Source organism: Bordetella pseudohinzii (assembly GCF_000657795.2).
GTDB classification, from domain to species: Bacteria; Pseudomonadota; Gammaproteobacteria; order Burkholderiales; family Burkholderiaceae_B; genus Bordetella; species Bordetella pseudohinzii.
In genome coordinates this window covers 1-20,740 of record NZ_JHEP02000015.1, presented here as the reverse complement: position 1 = coordinate 20,740, position 20,740 = coordinate 1, and the positions used below count along the sequence as shown (strand labels likewise).

Below are 20,740 nucleotides of genomic sequence, written 5' to 3'. Positions count from 1 at the left end.
CAAGATAATCTCTACAAATCAGATTATTGGTAAAAATTTTCAAGGAGGCCGCATGGCCGAGGTGACGCCGCTGGACCCCGACGGCAAGGGGCTGGGCCCGTTTCCCGCAGGCTGTACCACCGCCCAGGCAGCCAGCCTGGGCTGGAATCTGCTGCGCGAAGATCTGAGCCTGCCGGCGGCCGTGCTCTATGAGAGCCGCATGCGCCACAACCTGCAATGGATGCAGCGCTTCATGGAGGCCTATCAGGTCAAGCTGGCGCCGCATGGCAAGACGACCATGAGCCCGGCCCTGTTCGCGCGCCAGATCGAGGCCGGGGCCTGGGGCATCACCCTGGCGACGGCGCCGCAGACGCAAGCGGCCTATCGCCACGGCGTGCGCCGGGTCATCCTGGCCAACCAGTTGGTCGGCCGCGCCAATATGGCCATCATCGCCGGGCTGCTGCGCGATCCGGCCTTCAGTTTCTGCTGCCTGGTCGACTCGGCCGCCAACGCCGCGCAATTGGGCGCCTACTTCCGGCAGGCCGGCCTGCGCCTGCCCGTGCTGCTGGAACTGGGCGTGGCGGGCGGGCGCACCGGCGTGCGCGATGCCGCCCAGGCGCAGGACGTGCTGGACGAGATCGCCCGCTGGCCGGACGCCCTGGCCCTGGCCGGCGTGGAAATCTACGAAGGCGTGCTGCAGGACGAGGCGGCCATCCGCGCCTTTCTGCGGCGCGCGGCCGATACCCTGCGCCGCCTCGCCGCCGAGGGCCGGCTGCGCGACGAAGGCGCCGCCATCCTTACCGGCGCCGGCTCGGCCTGGTTCGACGTGGTGGCCGAGGAGTTTTCGGGCCTGGACATCGGGCGCGCCCTGGATATCGTGCTGCGCCCGGGCTGCTATCTCAGCCACGACGTGGGGATCTACCGCAGCGCCGCCGAACGCATCGCCGCGCACAATCCCGTGGCCCAGCGCCTGGAACCGGGTCTTCAGCCCGCGCTGCAGGTCTGGGCCTATGTGCAATCGCTGCCCGAAGCGGGCCGCGCCATCATCGGCCTGGGCAAGCGCGACGCCGCCTTCGATGCGGGCCTGCCCGCGCCGGCCCGCCACTACCGGCCCGGCGCCCCGCTGCCGCAGGACGCGCCCGCCCAATGGAAGCTGACCGCCATGATGGACCAGCATGCCTTCATGTCCATCGGGCCGGACGACGACATTGCCGTGGGCGACATGATCGCCTTCGATATCTCCCATCCCTGCCTCACTTTCGACAAGTGGCGCCAGATCCTGCTGCTGGATGATGCCTACAGCGTCACGGGCGTGGCCGCGACTTATTTCTAACCAGCAGTTTGTTGTTGACTCCCCTGGAGACAAGCTCATGAATCTGCGCACCACCCGGCTGGCCAGCCTGTTCGCGGCCGGCATCCTCGGCCTGGGCCTGCATGCCACGGCCATCTCGGCCGCCCCGGTCAAGGGCGGCACCATCTCGGTCGCCACCATCGGCGAGCCGCCGACGCTGGATCCGATGACCAGCACGGCCGACCTGGTCGGCATCCTGACGCAGCACATCTTCGAGACGCTCTACACCTTCGACGCCAAGTGGAACCTGACACCGCTGCTGGCCGAGAAGTTGCCGGACATCAGCGCCGATGGCCTGACCTACACGATCAAGCTGCGCCCGGGCCTGAGCTTCCATGACGGCTCCAAGCTGAGCTCGGCCGATGCCGTGGCTTCGCTCAAGCGCTGGACCGAGATCGCCTCGCGCGGCAAACAGGCCGCCAAGCTGATCACCGCCATCGAAGCGCCCGACGCCGACACCATCAAGATCACGCTCAAGCAGCCTTATGCGCCGCTGACGGCCCTGCTGGCGATGAACAACAGCGCGGCCATCATCCTGCCGGCCAAGAACATCGCCCCCGCCTTGACCGCCTTTGTCGGCACGGGCCCCTATCAGCTCAAGGCGCGCGTGCCCGACCAATACATCCAGCTCACGCGCTTCGAAGGCTATCAGCCGCGCGCGGGCGAGCCCGATGGCTACGGCGGCGCGCGCAAGCAATACCTGGACGAAATCCGCTTCGTGCCGGTCAGCAACGCCAACACCCGCGTGGAATCGGCCATCGCCGGCCAGTTCGATTACGTCGATTCGCTGCCGGTGGAATCGCTGGCCAAGCTCAAGGGCGGGCGCTCGGATCCGGTCATGCTCAAGCCTTTTGGCTGGCCGCGCCTGGTGCTCAACACCAAGCAAGGCATCATGTCCAACCTGGCCGTGCGCCAGGCCGTGCAGCTGGCGCTGAACGAAGAGGACATGCTGTTCGCCGCCTTCGGCAACAAGGAGTTCTACAAGCTCAACGGCGACCTCTATCCCGAAGGTTTCCCCTGGGCGACCAAGCTGGGCGACAAGGTCTACAACAAGGGCGATGCGGCCGCGGCCAAGAAACTGGCCGATGGCGCCGGCGTGCAGGACCGCAACATCCGCATCCTGACCAGCCAGCAATACGAGTTCCATTACAAGATGGCGCTGGTGGCCGCCGAATACCTCAAGGCCGCGGGCTTCAAGGTGGACATGCAGGTGGTGGACTGGGCCACGCTGACGCAGCGCCGCCAGGATCCGGCCCTGTGGGACATCTTCATCACCCACAGCCCCTTCCTGCCCGAACCCGCGCTGATCGACTTCCCGTCCAAGGATGCGCCGGGCTGGTGGGACACGCCGCGCCGCAACCAGGTGCTTGACGCCTTCAACCAGGCGCGCACCCAGGACGAGCGCGTGCAGCGCTGGGCCGAGGTGCAAAAGGCGGTGTTCGACGAGGTGCCGTTCATCAAGGTGGGCGACTTCAATGCCCAGGCGGCGCGCTCGCCGGCGCTGCAGGGCGTGCAAGCCGCTCCCTGGCCTTATTTCTGGAACGCCTGGAAGACGGCCAAGTAAGCGCCGCGGCGGCCTTTGCGGCCGCCGCTGTCAAACCCGAGCGAGGAACCCGTTGTGTCGCGTTACCTACTGAACCGGCTGATCGGCCTGATCGCGGTGATGTTCATCGTCGCCACCATCGTCTTTGTGATCATCCGCGTGACCCCTGGCGATCCGGCCGCCGTGATGCTCGGCCCGGAGGCCAGCCAGCAGGATATCTCGGCGCTGCGGGCCCGCCTGGGCCTGGACCAGCCCCTGCCGGTGCAATACCTTACCTGGCTGGGCCAGCTGGCGCGGGGCGACCTGGGCCAGTCCATCTTCCTGAACAAGCCCGTGCTCTCGGCCCTGGCCGACCGCGCCGAACCCACGTTCTGGCTGACGCTGATGTCGCTGCTGATCGCCAGCGCCATCGCGCTGCCGGTGGGCATTTTGTCGGCGGTCAAGCGCGGCAGCACGCTGGACCAGTCGGTCCTGACGTTTTCCATGTTCACCTCCAGCGTGCCGAGTTTCTGGCTGGGGCTGATCCTGATGCAGATTTTTTCGGTCAAGCTGGGTTGGCTGCCCGTGGCGGGCTACGGCGGCCCCGACGCCTCCATCGGCACGCGGCTATCGCACCTGATCCTGCCGGCCGTGGTGCTGGGGCTGGTCAATTCGGCCCTCATCACCCGCTTCATACGGGCCAGCATGCTGGATGTGCTGCGCGACGACTATGTGCGCACGGCGCGCGCCAAGGGCCTGCCCGAGCGCCGCGTGATCCTCAAGCACGCGGTGCGCAACGCCCTCATCCCCATCCTGACCGTGCTGGGCCTGACCACCGCCTTGCTCATCAGCGGCGCCGTGGTCACGGAGACCGTCTTCGGCCTGCCCGGGGTGGGCAGCCTGGTGGTCTCGGCCGTGTTGCGCCGAGACTATCCCGTCATCCAGGGCGCTTTGCTGGTGATTGCCGCCATCTACGTCCTGATCAACCTGTTCATCGATCTGCTCTATCTGCTGGTCGATCCCCGCGTGCGGTACTGATATGGCCATCGCGACCCCCATGACCGCCGGCGGCAGCGACCGCTGGCAGATCCTGCGCCTGCTGGTGGCGCGCAAGACCGTGCTCATCGCCCTCATCGTGCTGGCGGTGCTGGTGCTGGCCGCGCTGCTGGCGCCCTGGATCAGCCCCTATGACCCCTACAAACTGTCCATCATGAACCGGCTCAAGGCGCCCAGCGCCGCGCACTGGTTCGGCACCGACGACTTCGGCCGCGACGTCTTGAGCCGCGTCATCCATGGCGGACGGCTGTCGCTGACGGTGGGCTTTGCCGTCGTGCTGCTGTCCAGCGTGCTGGGCATCGCCCTGGGCCTGATCGCCGGCTTCTTCCGCTCGGCCGATAAGTTCGTCTCGCGCCTGATCGACGCCATGATGGCCTTCCCCGACATCCTGCTGGCGATATCGCTGGTGGCCGCGCTGGGGCCATCGCTGGTCAATGTCATCATCGCCCTGGGCATTGTCTACACCCCGCGCCTGGCCCGCATCGTGCGCGCCTCCACCCTGGTGATCCGCGAACTGCCCTTTGTGGAAGCCGCGCGCGCCCTGGGCGTGTCGACCTGGCGCATCGTCACCGTCCATGTCCTGCGCAACCTGGTCTCGCCCATCCTGGTGCAGGGCACTTTCATCTTCGCCTACGCCATCCTGGCCGAAGCAGGCCTGTCCTTTCTGGGCGTCGGGGTTTCGCCCGACATCCCCACCTGGGGCACCATGATCAATGCCGGCCAACAATACATGGGGTCGGCGGACTGGATCATGCTCTTCCCCGGCATCGCCATCGTGCTGTCGGTGCTTTCGCTGCAACTGGTCGGCGACGGCCTGCGCGATGTGCTGGATCCGCGCCTGCGCAAGGAGCTGTAGACCATGAGCGGCAAAGAAATCGTCCTGGCCGTCGACGGCCTGAAAACCTGGTTCCACAGCCGCGATGGCGTGGCCAAGTCGGTCGACGGCGTCACTTTCGAGCTGGCGCGCGGCGAAACCCTCGCCATCGTGGGCGAATCCGGCTCGGGCAAATCGGTCACCAGCCTGTCCATCATGGGCCTGCTGCCCAAGCCGGCCGGCCGCATCGAGGCCGGCGCCATCCGCTTCAAGGACCGGCGCGGCAAAGCGCATGATCTGGCGCGCGCCGACGCGGCCACGCTGCGCCGCATCCGCGGCGCCGAGATCGCCATGATCTTCCAGGAGCCCATGACCAGCCTCAACCCGCTGTTCACCGTGGGCGACCAGATCGCCGAGGCGGTCCTGCAGCACGAGGGCGGTTCGCATGCCGCCGCCCTGCGGCGGGCCAAGGAAATGCTCGAGCGCGTCGAGATCCCGGCCGCCGCGCGCCGGGTCAACGAGTACCCGCACCAGATGTCGGGCGGCATGCGCCAGCGCGTGATGATCGCGCTGGCCCTGGCCTGCAACCCCTCGGTGCTCATCGCCGACGAGCCCACCACGGCCCTGGACGTGACCGTGCAGGCGCAGATCCTGGACCTGCTGCGCCGGCTGCAGCAGGAAAGCGGCATGAGCATCCTCTTCGTCACGCATAACCTGGGCGTGGTGGCCGAAATCGCCCACCGCGTGGCGGTCATGTATGCCGGGCGCGTGGTGGAGGATGCCGATGTGTATTCCCTCTTCGAGCGCCCCACCCATCCGTATACGCGCGGCCTGCTGTCCTGCATCCCGACGGCCGCGCTGCTGGCCTCGCGCCAGCGGCTGCAAGCCATCCCCGGCAATGTGCCCAGCGTGCTGTCGCTGCCGCCGGGCTGCACCTTCGCGCCGCGCTGCCCCCTGGCCGACGAGGGCTGCGCCGCGGCCGTGCCCGAATTGCTCGCCGTCCAACCCGCGCACCGCGCCCGATGCTTCAAGGTAGCCGCCGCATGATGACCCGCGCCGCCGAACCGCTGCTTTCCGTCGAAGGCCTCAAGGTCCACTTTCCGACCGGCTCGGGCGCCCATGCGCCCGTGGTGCGCGCGGTGGACGATGTCAGCTTCCAGGTGCCGCGCAACAGCATCGTCGGGCTGGTGGGGGAATCCGGCTCGGGCAAGACCACCACCGGACGCGCCCTCCTGCGCCTGTTCGCGCCCACGGCCGGCCGCATCGTCTTCGATGGCACGGACATCACGCACTTCGACGAGAAGCGCATGCTGCCCATGCGGCGCCGCATGCAGATCGTCTTCCAGGATCCCTATGCCAGCCTCAATCCGCGCATGACGGTCTCCGAGATCATCGGCGAGGCGCTGGACACCCACGGCCTGGCGCGCCAGCGCCGCGATGCCCGCATCATCGAGCTGCTGGAGCGCGTGGGCCTCAATGGCGACCACAGGCTGCGCTATCCGCATGAGTTCTCCGGCGGCCAGCGCCAGCGCATCGGCATCGCCCGCGCCCTGGCCGTGCAACCGGACTTCATCGTGGCCGACGAACCCGTCTCCGCCCTGGATGTCTCGGTCCAGGCCCAGGTGCTCAATCTGCTGCAGGATTTGCAGCGCGACCTGGGCCTGACCATGCTCTTCGTGGCGCATGACCTGGCCGTGGTGGACTATCTCTGCGACGAGGTCGTGGTGATGTACCTGGGCCGCGTCATGGAGCGCGGCCCGACGCGGGCGGTCTACGGCCAGCCGCGCCATCCCTACACCCAGGCCCTGCTCTCGGCCGCGCCCGTCCCGGATCCGCGCGCGGCACGCAAGCGTATCCTGCTCAAGGGAGAAATCCCCAGCCCGATCGATCCGCCTTCCGGCTGTGTCTTCCGCACGCGCTGCCCGCATGCGGCCGACATCTGCGCCAGCGCGCCGCCGGCGGCGCAAGACCTGGGACAAGGCCATTTCGCGGCCTGCGCCCGCCTGGACGAACTTGGATGAAGCCCTCATGAATTCGCACCGCGACATCGTCTACCAGATCCGCAGCTGCCGGGATACGCTAAGCGCCACCGAACGCAAAGTGGCCGACGCCATCCTCGACGACATCGCCCAGGCATCGGCGGCCACCGTCGATCAGCTGGCGCAGAAAGCCGGCGTGAGCATCGCCACCATCTCGCGCTTCGCGCGTTCGGTGGGCTGCGAGGACACGCGCGACCTCAAGCTGCGCCTGGCGCAGGCCAGCGCCATCGGCGAGCGTTTTCTGGACCGCGCCACGCCGGACGAAGAAAGCACCTTCTACGCCCGCCTGTACGCCGATATCGAAAACAGCCTGCGGGCGCATCTGCCGCTGTTCACCGAAACGCTGGTCGAGAGCGCCGCCGCCCTCCTGGGCGGGGCCCGCATGACCCACGTCTTCGGCATGGGCGGCGCCTCCGCCGCGCTCACGCACGAAGTGCAGTCCCGCCTGGTGCGCCTGGGCTATCCCGTGGCGCCCTATACGGACGCCGTGCTGATGCGCATGGTGGCGGCCACGCTGGACGAGCGCGACGCCGCCTTGCTGCTGTCGGTGTCCGGACGCACGCCCGAAATGCTGTCGGCCGCCCGCATCCTCAAGCAATACGGCGCGCGCATCGTGGCGATCACCGATCCCGGCTCGGAGCTGGCCGCCATGGCCGATGTGGTGCTGCCCGTGCACACGGCCGAGACCGATTTCATCTACAAGCCCTCGGCATCGCGCTACGCCATGCTGCTGGCGATCGATCTGCTGGCCACCGAACTGGCGCTGGCCCGCCAGGAAGACACACAGGAACGCCTGCGCCGCATCAAGCTGGCGCTGGACGAGTACCGCGGCGGCCCCAACCGCCTGCCGCTGGGAGATTGAGCCGATGCATGACACCCTGATCCGCGGCGCCCTGGTCTATGACGGCACGGGCGCCGCGCCGCAGCGGGCCGACGTGGCCCTCCAAGACGGCCGCATCGCGGCGCTGGGCGAGCTGGGCGGGCTGGCGGCGGCCCGGGAAGTCGACGCCCGCGGCCTGGCCCTGGCGCCGGGCTTTATCGATGTCCATACCCATGACGACACCAATGTGATCCGCCAGCCGCAGATGCTGCCCAAGCTGTCCCAGGGCGTGACCACGGTGGTGGTGGGCAATTGCGGCATCAGCGCCTCGCCGGTCAGCCTCAAAGGCGAGCCGCCCGATCCCATGAATCTGCTGGGCGCCGCGGGCGATTTCCGCTACCCGAGCTTTGCCGCCTATACCGCTGCCGTGGACGCCGCGCGCCCGGCCGTCAACGTGGCCGCCCTGGTCGGGCACACGGCCTTGCGCAACAACCATATGGACCGCCTGGACCGCGGCGCCAGCGCCGCCGAAATCGAGGGCATGCGCGCGCAGCTGCGCGAAGCGCTGGCCCACGGCGCCATCGGCCTGAGCACCGGGCTGGCCTATGCCTCGGCCTTCCAGGCCAGCACCGATGAAGTCAAGGCGCTGGCCGAGGAGCTCGATGCCCACGGCGCGCTCTACACCACCCATCTGCGCTCGGAGTTCGCCGAGATCCTGGAAGCCATGCAGGAGGCCTTCGACATCGCCCTGCACGCCCGCGTCCCGGTGGTGGTCTCGCACCTGAAGTGCGCCGGCGCCGGCAACTGGGGCCGCGCCGGCGAAGTGCTGTCGCTGCTCGACAGCGCCGGGCGCATGCAGGCGGTGGGCTGCGATTGCTATCCGTATTCGGCCAGCTCCTCCACCCTCGACCTCAAGCAGGTCACGGCCGATTTCGATATCGACATCACCTGGTCCACGCCCTGCCCCGATATGGCCGGCCGCAAGCTGGCCGACATCGCCGCGGACTGGGGTGTCAGCCTGCTGGAGGCCGCCAAACGGCTGCAGCCGGCCGGCGCGGTCTATCACGGCATGCACGAAGACGATGTGCGGCGCGTGCTCTCGCATCGCCTGACCATGATAGGTTCGGACGGGCTGCCCAATGATCCGCTGCCGCATCCCCGCCTGTGGGGCGCGTTTCCGCGCGTGCTGGGTCATTACAGCCGCGACCTGAAACTGTTCCCGCTGCAAGAAGCGGTGCACAAGATGACCGGCCTGTCGGCGCGCCGCTTCGGCCTGGCCGGGCGCGGTGAAATCCGCGTCGGCCATCACGCCGACCTGGTGCTGTTCAACCCGGTCACCGTGGCCGACCGCGGCACCTTTGTCGCTCCGGTGCAGCCCGCGGCCGGCATCGAAGGCGTCTGGGTCAACGGCGTGCTTTCTTACTTCCAGGGCCAGACGACCGGCGACCGCGCCGGCCGCTGGCTGCCGCGCGCCGGCGATCTGCGCCGCGGCTTTACCCCTTGATATCCCCATGAGGAGACCATCATGACGACAGCGCTTCCCGACCGCAACGGCATCACGCGCTATGGCGTGGCCGGCGGCACCGGCCAAGGCGGCCAGCACATGCCTTTCGCGCGGGCCGTCCAGGCCGATGGCTGGCTGTATGTATCCGGGCAAGTGCCCATGCAGAACGGCGAGGTCGTCGAAGGCGGCATCGTCACGCAATCGCACGTGGCCATCCGCAATCTCCTGGCCATCCTCGACGAGGCCGGCTATGGCGCCGAGCACATCGTGCGCTGCGGCGTCTGGCTGGACGACCCGCGCGATTTCGCGGCCTTCAACAAGGTGTTCCGGGAGTACTTCGGCGAGCACCCCCCGGCGCGCGCCTGCGTGGAGTCGCGCCTGGTGGTGGACGCCAAAGTGGAAGTGGATTGCGTGGCTTTTAAAAAGCCTTGATCGCCGGCGGGGCCTCGGGAGAGGCCCCGCCTTACATCTTCACGATGTCCACGCCCTTGGGCGGGTTGAACTGGAACTCGGCGGCCGGCAGGCTGGGATTGGCCTGGATGCCGGAGAGCTCCACGCGCGTGGTCTGGCCAAAGGCGTCGAGCAGTTCGATGCGGGCGGGCAGATCGCCGTTCATGCCGATATCCACCTGCGAGAACCCCGCGTCCGCGCTGCGCGGCTTGGCGCGCAGCCATTGCAGGCCATCTCGGTCCGGCAGGGCGCTGACATTGAAGGCCTGCTCCAGATTGCCCGAGCCGAACAGAATGGCCGCCGGCGACGTGCCGATGGCCTGGTCCACCTTGCGCACCGTCACCTGGGCCAGGTCAGGGTCGTATTGATAGACCTGCTTGCCATCGGAGATGACCAGTTGCTCATAGGGGCGGGATACCGCCCACTTGAACTTGCCCGGCCGCTGGAAGGCGAAGACGCCGCTCTGGGCGGGCTGGGTGCGGCCCTGCGGCCCGACCGTGGCCTGGGTGAAGCTGCCGGTGGCGCCCTGCACCTTGGCCACGAAGGCCTTGAGCTGGTCCTGGGCCCCCGCGGCCAGCGCCAGGGCGGGGACGGCGGCCAGCAGCGCGGCGGCGGCCAGGCGGGCAAAAAAACGTGGATTCATCAGGCTTCCTCTCGGGCGGGCACCAGGATGTCCCGGTTGCCATTGGACTGCATGGCGGACACCATACCCGCTTGTTCCATTTGTTCGAGCAGGCGCGCGGCACGGTTGTAGCCAATGCGCAGATGGCGCTGCACCAGGGAGATCGACGCGCGGCGATGCTTGAGCACCACTTCGCATGCCTGGTCGTACATGGGATCCGACTCCGCGTCGGCCATGCCGGTGACGCTGCTCACGCCATCGCCGGTCTCGCCTTCGGCCCCGCCTTCGAGCAGGCCTTCGACGTAATTGGGCTCGCCCTGGCTGCGCAGATACTCCACCACGCGGTGGACTTCGTCGTCATGGACGAAGGCGCCGTGCACCCGCACCGGCAGGCCGGTGCCCGGCGGCATGTAGAGCATATCGCCCTGGCCGAGCAGGGTTTCGGCGCCCATCTGGTCCAGGATGGTGCGCGAATCGATCTTGGACGACACCTGGAAGGCGATGCGCGTCGGGATGTTGGCCTTGATCAGGCCCGTGATCACGTCAACGCTGGGACGCTGCGTGGCCAGCACCAGGTGGATGCCGGCCGCGCGCGCCTTCTGGGCCAGGCGGGCGATGAGTTCTTCGATCTTCTTGCCCACCACCATCATCAGGTCGGCCAGCTCGTCGATCACCACCACGATATGCGGCAGGGGCGACAGCGGCTCGGGCTGGTCGGGCGTGAGGGAGAAGGGGTTCGGGATGGGCTCTTCGCGCTTGATCGCATCGCGGATCTTGGCGTTGTAGCCGGCCAGGTTGCGCACGCCCATCTTGCTCATGAGGCGATAGCGTTTTTCCATCTCGCCCACGCACCAGTTCAGGGCGTTGGCGGCCTGCCGCATGTCGGTCACCACGGGCGCCAGCAGATGCGGGATGCCCTCGTAGACGCTCATTTCGAGCATCTTGGGATCGATGAGGATGACGCGGGTGTGCGTGGCGTCGGCCTTGTAGAGCAGCGACAGGATCATGGCGTTGATCCCGACCGATTTGCCCGAGCCGGTGGTGCCGGCCACCAGCAGGTGGGGCATCTTGGCCAGGTCGGCCACGACCGGGTTGCCGGCGATGTCCTTGCCCAGCGCCATGGTCAGCACCGAGCTGCTGGCGTGATAGGTCTGCGAACCCAGGATTTCCGACAGCTTGACCATCTGGCGGCGCGGATTGGGCAGCTCCAGCCCCATCAGGTTCTTGCCCGGGATGGTCTCGACCACGCGGATGCTCACCAGGCTGAGCGCGCGCGCCAGGTCCTTGGCGAGATTGACGATCTGGCTGCCCTTCACGCCGGTGGCCGGTTCGATTTCGTAGCGGGTGATGACCGGGCCGGCCTGCGCGGCCACCACGGTGACCGACACCCCGAAGTCGGCCAGTTTTTTCTCGATGAGGCGCGAGGTGAACTCGATGGTCTCGGCCGAGACGGTCTCCTGGCTGGGCGGCGGCATGTCCAGCAGGCTGATGGCCGGCAGGTCGCCCTCGCCGGCCGGCGGCAGGAAGAGCGTCTGTTGTTTTTCTTTCTCAACCCGGTCGGAACGCGGCACCACGGTAATGGCCGGCTCGATGCGCACGGGTTGCTCGTGCACCATTTTTTCTTGCTTGGCGGCGACCTGCTCGGTGCGTTCGGTCTTGGCGACCTCGCCCACCCGGCGGTCTTCGCGCGCCGAGTACGAGTCGCGCAGCTTGCGCACCAGGCCTTCCATCCAGCCGCCCACGCGCTCGGCGACCTGGAGCCAGGAAAAGGAGAAGAACAGCGACAGGCCGATGGCGACCATCACCAGCAGGATCAGGGTGCTGCCCGTGAAGCCCACGGCCAGCTTGAGCTGGGCGGCCAGCATCTGGCCGATGACGCCGCCCGCGCCGCTCGCGCCGTCGGTGCCCCCGGGCAGGTGCATGCCCCAGCTGTACAGGCGCAGGGCCTCCAGGCCCAGGGAGCCGACCAGCAGCAGGGCAAAGCCGATGCCCTCCTCCCAGCGCACGCGCGGCAGCACATCCATGGGCTTGCCGTTGGCCGCGCGCAGATGGGACGCCAGGCGGTGATAGCCGGCGCGCACGCGGTGCAGCAGCAGGATGACCCACCACCAGGCGGAGAAACCGAACAGATACAAGAGGATGTCGGCCAGATAGGCCCCCAGCGTGCCGCCCTTGTTGTGCAGGGTTTCGTTGGAAACCGAGTGCGACCAGCCAGGGTCGGCGGGACTCCAGGTGACGAGCACCAGGGTCAGCCAGGCCGCCAGCGCGGCAAACAGAATCCACCGGGCCTCGCGCAGCAAAGCGGAGATCCGCGTCTGCAGGGGGGAGGGCCCGTTACGGGTGTTGCGCGATGCGCGCGGGGAGACATTGGAAATCCGGGGCATGCGCCTCATTATAATTGGGTGTCACTCCAAGAATAGCTGCCATGTCCACGCCCAAACACGCCAAAGTCCTTATTCTCGGTTCCGGCCCGGCCGGCTACACCGCCGCCGTCTATGCCGCCCGCGCCAATCTCAAGCCTTTGCTGGTCACCGGCCTGGCCCAGGGCGGCCAGCTCATGACCACCACGGAGGTGGACAATTGGCCCGCCGACGTCGACGGCGTCCAGGGCCCGGCCCTCATGGAGCGCTTCCAGAAGCACGCCGAGCGATTCAACACCGAAATCGTCTTTGACCACATTGCAAAAGTAGACTTTTCGCAACGCCCCTTTACGCTAACCGGGGACACGGGCAACGTCTACACCTGCGATTCCCTCATCATCGCCACCGGCGCCTCGGCCAAATACCTCGGCCTGCCCTCGGAAGAGCAATTCATGGGCCGCGGCGTCTCCGGCTGCGCCACCTGCGACGGCTTCTTCTACCGCAACCAGGACGTCGTGGTCATCGGCGGGGGCAACACCGCCGTCGAAGAAGCCCTTTACCTGTCCAATATCTGCCGCAAGGTCACCCTGATCCATCGCCGCGACAAGTTCCGCGCCGAGCCCATCCTGGTCGACAAGCTCATGGACAAGGTCGCCAACGGCAATATGGAACTGCGCCTGTTCAGCACCCTGGAAGAAGTCCTGGGCGACGACAGCGGCGTGAGCGGCGTGCGCATCCGCAACGTCCAGACCAGCGCCACCGAAGACCTGGCCGCCATGGGCTGCTTCGTGGCCATCGGCCACCAGCCCAACACCGGCATCTTCGAGGGCCAGCTCGACATGAAAGACGGCTATATCGTCACCCGCAGCGGCCTGAACGGCCTGGCCACCATGACCTCGGTGCCGGGCGTGTTTGCCGCCGGCGACGTGCAGGACCACGTCTACCGCCAGGCCATCACCAGCGCCGGCACCGGCTGCATGGCCGCCCTGGACGCTCAACGGTGGTTGGAGAATGCGGGGAACTAAGCTCGGCCTGGCCGACCTCAAAAAGCTGCAGAAAGACGTCCAGCAGCAGCGGGCCGAACAGCAGCGGCGCGAGGCCGAGGCCCGCGCCGCGCGCGCCCGTGCGGCCAGCCCCGATGACGTCACCGCCTTTCGCCGCGCCATGGGGCAGGCCACGCCGATCAAGCCCAGCGGCAAGGTGGTGCACGCGCCGCAGGCCACGCTCTCGCCGGCCATCGCCCAGCGCCGCGCCTCGGCCATCGGCGAGGCCTCGCCGCGCGCCGACCAGGGCGTATCCGACGGCGGCGACATCGCCCCCCTGCTCTCCGAAAACGGCACGGCCTTCGTGCGCCACGACGCCGCGCCCGACACCGCGCGCAACCTCAAGCGCGGCCAATGGCGCGCGGGCGCCGAACTGGACCTGCACGGCCTGCGCGTGGAGCAGGCCCGCCACGCGGTGCTGTCCTTCCTGGACGAATGCCTGGAGCATGGCATCCGCTGCGTGCGCATCGTCCACGGCAAGGGCTATGGCTCCCAGGGGCTGGAACCCGTGCTCAAGGACAAGGTGCGCACCTGGCTGGTCCAGAAGGCCGAGGTCATGGCCTTCTCGGAGGCGCCCGAACGCGAAGGCGGCGCCGGCGCGCTGCTGGTGCTGATGCGCGCCGAGACCCGCCCATGAAATGGCTCTTCCTGGCGGTCGCCATTGCCGCCGAGATCGTGGCCACCAGCGCGCTGAAGGCCAGCGATGGTTTCTCGCGGCTGTGGCCTTCGCTGCTCACCGTGGCGGGCTATGTGGTGTCCTTCTACTTCCTGTCGCTGACGCTGCGCGAGCTGCCGGTGGGCATTGCCTACGCCATCTGGTCGGGCGTGGGCATCGTGGTCATCTCGCTCATCGGCGTCTTTCTGTTCCAGCAGACGCTGGATCTGGCGGCCATACTGGGCATCGTGCTCATCGTGGCCGGCGTCATCGTGATGAACGTCTTCTCCAAGTCGGTCGGCCACTGAGGCCCGGCCTCAGCGCGGCGAACGCAGGTAGCCGACCAGGGCCCGCGTGGCAGGGTCCGGCGGCGGCGTAAGCAAAGACACCACGATGATGGTCAGAAAGGCCACCGGCGCGCCGAACACCCCCGCCGCGATGGGCTGTATGCCCCACCACAATTGCACCGGTTCGGTACGGACCACCCCGAACACCCATTCACGCATCCAGGGCTGGGTGTGGGCCATATAGGCGAACGTCGTCGCCATCCCCGCCATCATGCCCAGGGTGGCGCCCCATTTATTGGCGCGGCGCCAGAACACCCCCATGACCAAGGCCGGGAAAAAGGACGACGCGGCGAAGGAAAAGGCCGCCGACACCATGAAGAGGATGTCGGCCGGCTTGCGCGCGGCCACCCAGGCCGCGCCAAAGGCGACCAGCAGCAGCAGGATCTTGGACACCATGACGCGCCGCGCGGCCGACATGCGCGGCGAAACCACGCGGTACCACATGTCGTGCGACAGCGAATTGGACAGCGTCAGCAGCAAACCGTCGGCGGTCGATAGCGCCGCGGCCAGGCCGCCGGCGGCCACCAGGCCGGCAACGACATAGGGCAGCCCGCCTATCTCCGGCATGGCCAGCACCACGACGTCGGCGCCCATGCTGATCTCGGAGGCCTGCACGATGCCATCCCGGTTGATGTCCAGCACTTCCAGCAGATTGGCGTCCACCGCGCTCCAGGCATGCACCCAGCTGGGCAGGCTGAGGAAACTCGTGCCCACCACCTGAGTGTAGATCTCGTACTTGACCAGCAGCGCCAGGGCCGGCGCCATGAAGTACAGCAGCAGGATGAAGAGCAGCGACCAGCACACGGAGCGGCGGGCCGCGGCCACCGAGGGCGTGGTGTATGAACGCATGAGGATATGCGGCATGCCGGCGGTGCCCAGCATCAGGCAGAGCACCAGCGCCAGGAAGTTGAGCCGCATGTTGTCGCGCTCGCGCGCATCCTCGGCGGGATAGGCCTCGGCATGCGGCACCGGCGGCGCGGCCCTGGCCTCGAACACGGCGCGGGCCTGCGACCAGAGCGTGCGCGCATCCTCCACGGTGGCGGGATAGCCGGTCAGCTCACGCTCAAGCGAGCGGATCTCCACCATGGGCGCGTCCGTGGCGTTCAGGCGGGCAAGGCGGCCGCGCAGCTTTTCTTTCTCCTCGGCCCAGGAGCCCGGCAGGTTCTGCAGGCGGCTGGCCATTTCGGCGGCCCGCTCCGCCCACAGGCGGCGCACCTCGATTTCGTTGGGGTCGGCGACCAGCACGCGCTCTTTCTCCGTGACCTCCTGCAGCAGCGGCGCGCCCGAGAATTGCGGCAAGGGCACGTCGGTATGCTTGACCGACAGCCACACCACCGGCACCAGGTAGGCGATCACGAGAATGATGTATTGCCCCACCTGGGTCCAGGTGACCGCGCGCATGCCGCCCAGAAAAGAGCAGACCAGCATGCCGCCCAGGGCCACGAAGATGCCCAGCTCGAAGGAGATGCCGGTCAGGCGGGTGGTGATGATGCCCACTCCATAGATCTGCGCCACCAGATAGGTGAAGGAACACAGAATGGCGCAAGCCACGCCGGCCAGGCGCGGCATATTGCCGCCATAGCGCACGCCCAGAAAGTCCGGAATGGTGTATTGGCCGAACTTGCGCAGATAAGGGGCCAGCAGCAGCGCCACGAGCACGAAGCCGCCCGTCCAGCCCATGATGTAGGCCAGCCCGCCGTAGCCCGTCAGGTAAAGCGTGCCCGCCACGCCGATGAAAGAAGCCACCGACATCCAGTCGGCGGCGGTCGCCATGCCGTTATAAAAGGCCGGCACGCGCCGGCCGGCAACGTAGTACTCCACCTGATCGGAGGTCCGGCAGACAATGCCGATGCCGGCATACAGGCTTACCGTGACCAGCAGGAATACATAGCCTATCCATGCGCGCGGCATGCCCAGCACCTCGGCCAGGGCAAGCAGCAGGATCAGCAGCACGAACCCGACGGTGTACAGCACGTAGGTCCAGCGTAAGCGGCGCTCGAACTCCTGCGAGGTCGATCCGGAAAACGGCATCATTCGCTCCGCTCGGCCCGCGCGTCGGCGCGATTCGTGACAAAAGCGTAGATGGCGATGATGATGAGATAGGCCGCTGGCGCGCCGTAGGCCGCCATCCAGAAAGCAAATGGCCAGCCGAAGAAGTCAAAACTCCACTGGCGGGCGAAATAGGCGGGAACGAAGGTCAGTGCGGCCCAGATGGCCAGCAATAGCCCGATAAGCCACAGATTGCGGCGCCAATAGGGCGTGGAGGAGGTGCTTGCATCGCGAGTCTCTGGCATCGCTTTCCGTTCTTGTGCGCGGAACGCGCCGCCTGGCTGCAACCCTAGCATGGCGTCCCGGAAGCGACAACGGCCGGCACCTAGGTGCCAGCCGTTGCGCGTTTACTTTTTATTTTTGGTACTGCTTCATTTTTTAACCGGTGCCGCCGGTTTTTTTTCTGCCCATGCAGGGCTTGTCTCCTCACCTGCATGGGACGAAATTCTGCACCAGATACGGGCTTGCCACACTAGGGGAATGCCCTAATTCGGCGCATTTATTTCTATATAACTCGCACCGTATTGGTGCATTTGATGACAAAACACTGAATTTTCCGGCTTAAAACGCGATTTTCGGCCTGCAAGCGCCCTTCGGCATGACCGCCCGGCCGCAATGCCCCGTTTTGGGGCAGCCTTGCCGGGGCCGGAAACGGTGCATTTTTATATCGCGTTTACACGCCCCCGCCCAAGCTTTATCCCGTTTTTATCCCCGCTTCCCTAACCTGCCGGCCATACCCCTGACGGGGCTAATTCGGGCGTGCGCGCCGGGAGAACGAAAGTGGATTTTCTCTATCTTGCCTTGCTGGGTCTGTTCGCGGTCCTGACCTGGGGGCTGGTCTGTTTCTGCGCCGCGCTCAAGCAAGAGGAGCGCTCATGAACTGGCTTTATCTGGTCAGCGGCGCCTGCGCCGTCCTGCTGGGCGTTTATCTGCTGATCGCCCTGTTCAAGCCGGAGAAGTTTTGATGGATAGCCAATTCCTCGGCCTGCTGGCCCTGTACCTGATCCTGCTGCTCGGCCTGGCGCCCATGCTGGGCCGCTATATCCGGCGCGCGATGGAGGACGAGCGCTACGCGGCCACGGCCTGGGGCCGCTGGGCCGAGCGCCTGCTCTACCGCGCCGCCGGCGTGGACCCCGCCCGGGAAATGCCCTGGCGGCAATATGCCCTGGCCGTGCTGCTGTTCAATGTGCTGGGCCTGGCGGCCGTCTACGGTCTGCAGCGCCTGCAAGGCGGGCTGCCCCTGAACCCGGCCGGCATGGGCGCTGTCTCGCCGGACTCCGCCTTCAACACCGCCATCAGCTTTGTCGCCAACACCAATTGGCAAGGCTACGGCGGCGAATCCACCATGAGCTATCTGACCCAGATGCTGGCGCTCACGGTGCAAAACTTCCTGCCGGCGGCCACCGGCATCTGCGTGCTGTTTGCCCTGATACGCGGCCTGGCGCGCCACGGTTCGGCCACGGTCGGCAACTTCTGGGTGGATATCACGCGCAGCACGCTCTATGTGCTGCTGCCCCTGGCCTTGGCGCTGGCCCTGGCGCTGGTCAGCCAAGGCGTGATCCAGAACACCTCGGCCTACCAGGAGGTCGCCACGCTGCAGGCCCAGCCCTATGAGGCCCCCCGCCTGGATGCCCATGGCCAGGCGCTCAACGACGCCGCGGGCAAGCCGCTGACCGAGCCGGCCGTCGCCCGGACGCAGACGCTGGCCATGGGCCCGGTGGCCTCGCAGGAGGCCATCAAGATGCTGGGCACCAATGGCGGCGGTTTCTTCAACGCCAATTCGGCCCATCCCTACGAAAACCCGACGGCGCTGTCCAATCTGCTGGAGATGCTGGCCATCCTCATCATTCCCGCCGCGCTGTGCTTCAGCTTCGGCGAGATGGTGGGCAGCCGGCGCCAGGGTATCGCCATCCTGGCGGCCATGACGCTGCTATTCATCGGGTTTGCCTGGCTCACCCAATCCGCCGAACAGACGCTCACGCCCATGCTGGCCCATCTGCCCGCCGACGCGGCGTTGGGCAATATGGAAGGCAAGGAAAGCCGCTTCGGCGTGCCGGCCTCGGCGCTGTTTGCCGTCGTCACCACGGCGGCCTCCTGCGGCGCGGTCAATGCCATGCACGACTCCTTGTCCGCGCTGGGCGGCCTGGGTCCCATGCTGCTCATGCAACTGGGTGAAGTCGTGTTCGGCGGCGTAGGCTCCGGCCTGTACGGCATGCTGGCCTTTGCGCTGCTGGGCGTCTTCATCGCCGGACTCATGATAGGCCGCACGCCGGAGTACCTGGGCAAGAAGATCGAGGCCTACGACATGAAGATGGTGTCCATCGCCATACTGGCCACCCCCTTCCTGGTGCTCATGGGCACGGCCCTGGCCATCAGCCTGCCCGCCGGCCTGGCTGGCCTGCTCAATCCCGGCGCGCATGGTTTCTCCGAGGCGCTCTATGCGCTGTCCTCGGCGGCCAACAACAACGGCAGCGCCTTTGCCGGCCTGTCCGCCAACACACCCTTCTACAACATCCTGCTGGGCCTGGCGATGTGGTTCGGCCGCTTCGCCATCATCGTCGCCATCCTGGCGCTGGCCGGCTCGCTGGCGGCCAAGAAACGCCTGGCCGACGGCGCGGGCAGCATGCCGACGACCGGCCCGCTGTTCGTGGTGCTGCTGATCGGCGCCGTCCTGCTGGTGGGCGCGCTGACCTATGTCCCCGCCCTGGCGCTGGGCCCGGCCGCCGAACACCTGCAGCCCCGCCTCTCATTCCCTGGATAGTCCATCATGCTCAACACCGATCTGACCGCCGGGCATGCCGCGCTGGCGCGCGGCGCGACCTGGTCGCGCGGACTTGTCAACGCCGCGCTGCGCGACTGCCTGCGCAAGCTGGCGCCGTCCGCGCAATGGCGCAACCCCGTGATGTTCGTCGTCTATGCCGGCAGCATCCTGTGCACCGTGCTGTGGCTAATGGCGCTGACGGGCCGCGCCGACGCCCCGGCCGGCTTTATCCTGGCCATCGCCGCCTGGCTCTGGTTCACCGTCCTGTTCGCCAACTTCGCCGAAGCCCTGGCCGAAGGCCGGGGCAAGCAGCAGGCCGCCACGCTGCGCGGGCTGCGCACCACCATCGAGGCGCGCCTGCTGCGCGGCTGGCGCGATGAACAGGCGCGCCAGCCGGACGTGCGGGCCTGGCGCGCGGCGGCCGGCGCGCGCCCCTCGGGCGAGTTGCGCAAAGGCGATGTGGTGCTGGTGCTGGCAGGCGATACGGTGCCCGGCGACGGCCAGGTCATCGCCGGCATTGCCTCGGTCGACGAGAGCGCCATTACCGGCGAATCGGCGCCGGTGATCCGCGAATCCGGCGGCGACTTCAGCTCGGTGACGGGCGGCACCCGCGTGCTGTCCGACTGGATCGTGGTGCGCATCGCGGCCAATCCGGGCGAAAGTTTTCTGGACCGCATGATCTCCATGGTCGAAGGCGCCAAGCGCCAGAAGACCCCCAACGAGCTGGCGCTGACCATCCTGCTGGTCGGCCTGACCCTGGTCTTTCTGCTGGTGGTGGTCACGCTGCTGCCCTTTTCGCTGTACGCGGTCGGCGCCAACGGCACGGGCACGGTGGTGTCGGTCACGGTGCTGGTCGCCCTGCTGGTCTGCCTCATCCCGACCACCATAGGCGGGCTGCTCTCGGCCATCGGCGTGGCGGGCATGAGCCGCATGATGCAGGCCAACGTCATCGCGACCTCGGGCCGCGCCGTGGAGGCCGCCGGCGATGTCGACGTGCTCTTGCTGGACAAGACCGGCACCATCACCTTCGGCAACCGCCAGGCCTCGGCCTTCAGCGCGCCGCCCGGCGTGGCCGAGCGCGATCTGGCGCAGGCGGCCCGCTGGGCCTCCGAGGCCGACGACACGCCGGAAGGCCGCAGCATCGCGCTGCTGGCCGACCGCCTGCTGGGCGCGCGCGCCAGCGCCCTGCCGGACGCGGCGGCCTTCCTGCCCTTCACGGCCCAGACCCGCATGAGCGGCGTGGATATGCCGGACGGGCGCAGCGTGCGCAAGGGCGCGGTGGACGCCATCGCCGCCTGGCTGCGGGGCCAGGGCGCCGAACTGCCCGCCGCCGTGGCGCGCGCCGCCGAGGACATCGCCCGCCGCGGC

General features: G+C 67.6%; 19 protein-coding genes. 15 read left to right on the top strand and 4 right to left on the bottom strand.

Annotated features, from left to right (window positions below):
* The first annotated feature begins 52 nt into the window (after window positions 1-52).
* Genes L540_RS17370 through L540_RS17330 form a run of 9 tightly spaced genes read left to right on the top strand, consistent with a single transcriptional unit; the run spans window position 53 to window position 9,517 of the window.
* On the top strand, window positions 53-1,312 hold the full coding sequence (locus tag L540_RS17370; protein WP_043213549.1) for an amino acid deaminase: 1,260 nt from the start codon (window positions 53-55) through the stop codon (window positions 1,310-1,312).
* 37 nt (window positions 1,313-1,349) lie between these two features.
* The gene (locus L540_RS17365) at window positions 1,350-2,894 is read left to right on the top strand and encodes an ABC transporter substrate-binding protein (protein WP_043213546.1); all 1,545 of its coding nucleotides are present in this window, start codon (window positions 1,350-1,352) and stop codon (window positions 2,892-2,894) included.
* Window positions 2,895-2,948: 54 nt separating this feature from the next.
* Complete coding sequence (locus L540_RS17360) at window positions 2,949-3,890, top strand: ABC transporter permease (protein WP_043213543.1); 942 nt, start codon at window positions 2,949-2,951, stop codon at window positions 3,888-3,890.
* 1 nt (window position 3,891) lies between these two features.
* A complete protein-coding gene (locus L540_RS17355; protein ID WP_043213540.1) occupies window positions 3,892-4,764 on the top strand; it encodes an ABC transporter permease in 873 nt (290 codons plus the stop codon).
* A gap of 3 nt (window positions 4,765-4,767) precedes the next feature.
* Window positions 4,768-5,769 carry an ABC transporter ATP-binding protein gene (locus L540_RS17350; protein WP_043213538.1) on the top strand — a complete coding sequence of 334 codons (1,002 nt, stop codon included), beginning with the start codon at window positions 4,768-4,770 and terminating at the stop codon, window positions 5,767-5,769.
* Window positions 5,769-6,743, top strand: a complete 975-nt coding sequence (locus L540_RS17345) for an ABC transporter ATP-binding protein (protein WP_043213537.1) — start codon at window positions 5,769-5,771, stop codon at window positions 6,741-6,743. Before L540_RS17350 ends, L540_RS17345 begins: the two co-directional genes overlap by 1 nt.
* Window positions 6,744-6,750: 7 nt before the next feature.
* Entirely contained in the window at window positions 6,751-7,623 is an 873-nt protein-coding gene (locus L540_RS17340; protein WP_043213535.1) for a MurR/RpiR family transcriptional regulator, read from the top strand.
* A gap of 4 nt (window positions 7,624-7,627) precedes the next feature.
* Window positions 7,628-9,085, top strand: a complete 1,458-nt coding sequence (locus L540_RS17335; RefSeq protein ID WP_043213534.1) for an N-acyl-D-amino-acid deacylase family protein — start codon at window positions 7,628-7,630, stop codon at window positions 9,083-9,085.
* A 21-nt stretch (window positions 9,086-9,106) separates the two neighbouring features.
* Entirely contained in the window at window positions 9,107-9,517 is a 411-nt protein-coding gene (locus L540_RS17330; RefSeq protein WP_043213532.1) for a RidA family protein, read from the top strand.
* Between the two features lie 31 nt (window positions 9,518-9,548).
* On the opposite strand, the gene lolA is transcribed toward L540_RS17330, so the two are convergent.
* Complete coding sequence (gene lolA, locus L540_RS17325; protein WP_043213530.1) at window positions 9,549-10,178, bottom strand: outer membrane lipoprotein chaperone LolA; 630 nt, start codon at window positions 10,176-10,178, stop codon at window positions 9,549-9,551.
* The gene (locus tag L540_RS17320) at window positions 10,178-12,541 is read right to left on the bottom strand and encodes a DNA translocase FtsK (RefSeq protein WP_109842483.1); all 2,364 of its coding nucleotides are present in this window, start codon (window positions 12,539-12,541) and stop codon (window positions 10,178-10,180) included. Before L540_RS17320 ends, lolA begins: the two co-directional genes overlap by 1 nt.
* A gap of 41 nt (window positions 12,542-12,582) precedes the next feature.
* On the opposite strand from L540_RS17320, the gene trxB reads away from it, so the two are divergent.
* Genes trxB through L540_RS17305 form a run of 3 tightly spaced genes read left to right on the top strand, consistent with a single transcriptional unit; the run spans window position 12,583 to window position 14,523 of the window.
* Window positions 12,583-13,542 (top strand): thioredoxin-disulfide reductase, encoded by a 960-nt coding sequence (trxB, locus tag L540_RS17315; RefSeq protein ID WP_043213524.1) that lies wholly within the window; start codon window positions 12,583-12,585, stop codon window positions 13,540-13,542.
* On the top strand, window positions 13,529-14,197 hold the full coding sequence (locus L540_RS17310) for a Smr/MutS family protein (RefSeq protein WP_043213520.1): 669 nt from the start codon (window positions 13,529-13,531) through the stop codon (window positions 14,195-14,197). The genes trxB and L540_RS17310 overlap by 14 nt, the downstream gene beginning before the upstream one ends.
* Window positions 14,194-14,523, top strand: a complete 330-nt coding sequence (locus L540_RS17305) for a DMT family transporter (protein ID WP_043213518.1) — start codon at window positions 14,194-14,196, stop codon at window positions 14,521-14,523. Before L540_RS17310 ends, L540_RS17305 begins: the two co-directional genes overlap by 4 nt.
* Before the next feature lie 9 nt (window positions 14,524-14,532).
* Here the strand turns inward: L540_RS17305 and L540_RS17300 are convergent, their stop codons facing one another.
* Together L540_RS17300 and L540_RS17295 are read right to left on the bottom strand one after the other, a co-directional pair.
* Complete coding sequence (locus L540_RS17300) at window positions 14,533-16,593, bottom strand: sodium:solute symporter family protein (RefSeq protein WP_043213515.1); 2,061 nt, start codon at window positions 16,591-16,593, stop codon at window positions 14,533-14,535.
* Window positions 16,593-16,856 carry a DUF4212 domain-containing protein gene (locus L540_RS17295; RefSeq protein WP_043213514.1) on the bottom strand — a complete coding sequence of 88 codons (264 nt, stop codon included), beginning with the start codon at window positions 16,854-16,856 and terminating at the stop codon, window positions 16,593-16,595. Before L540_RS17295 ends, L540_RS17300 begins: the two co-directional genes overlap by 1 nt.
* 630 nt (window positions 16,857-17,486) lie before the next feature.
* Here L540_RS17295 and kdpF point away from each other — a divergent pair.
* The 3 genes from kdpF to kdpB all read left to right on the top strand — a co-directional run.
* Window positions 17,487-17,576: a K(+)-transporting ATPase subunit F gene (gene kdpF, locus L540_RS17290; protein WP_043213511.1), complete on the top strand. Its 90-nt coding sequence runs from the start codon at window positions 17,487-17,489 to the stop codon at window positions 17,574-17,576.
* The gene (kdpA, locus tag L540_RS17285) at window positions 17,576-19,372 is read left to right on the top strand and encodes a potassium-transporting ATPase subunit KdpA (protein WP_043213509.1); all 1,797 of its coding nucleotides are present in this window, start codon (window positions 17,576-17,578) and stop codon (window positions 19,370-19,372) included. Before kdpF ends, kdpA begins: the two co-directional genes overlap by 1 nt.
* Window positions 19,373-19,378: 6 nt before the next feature.
* The coding region (gene kdpB, locus L540_RS17280) for a potassium-transporting ATPase subunit KdpB (RefSeq protein WP_048026579.1) at window positions 19,379-20,740 on the top strand (1,362 nt) is incomplete at its 3' end.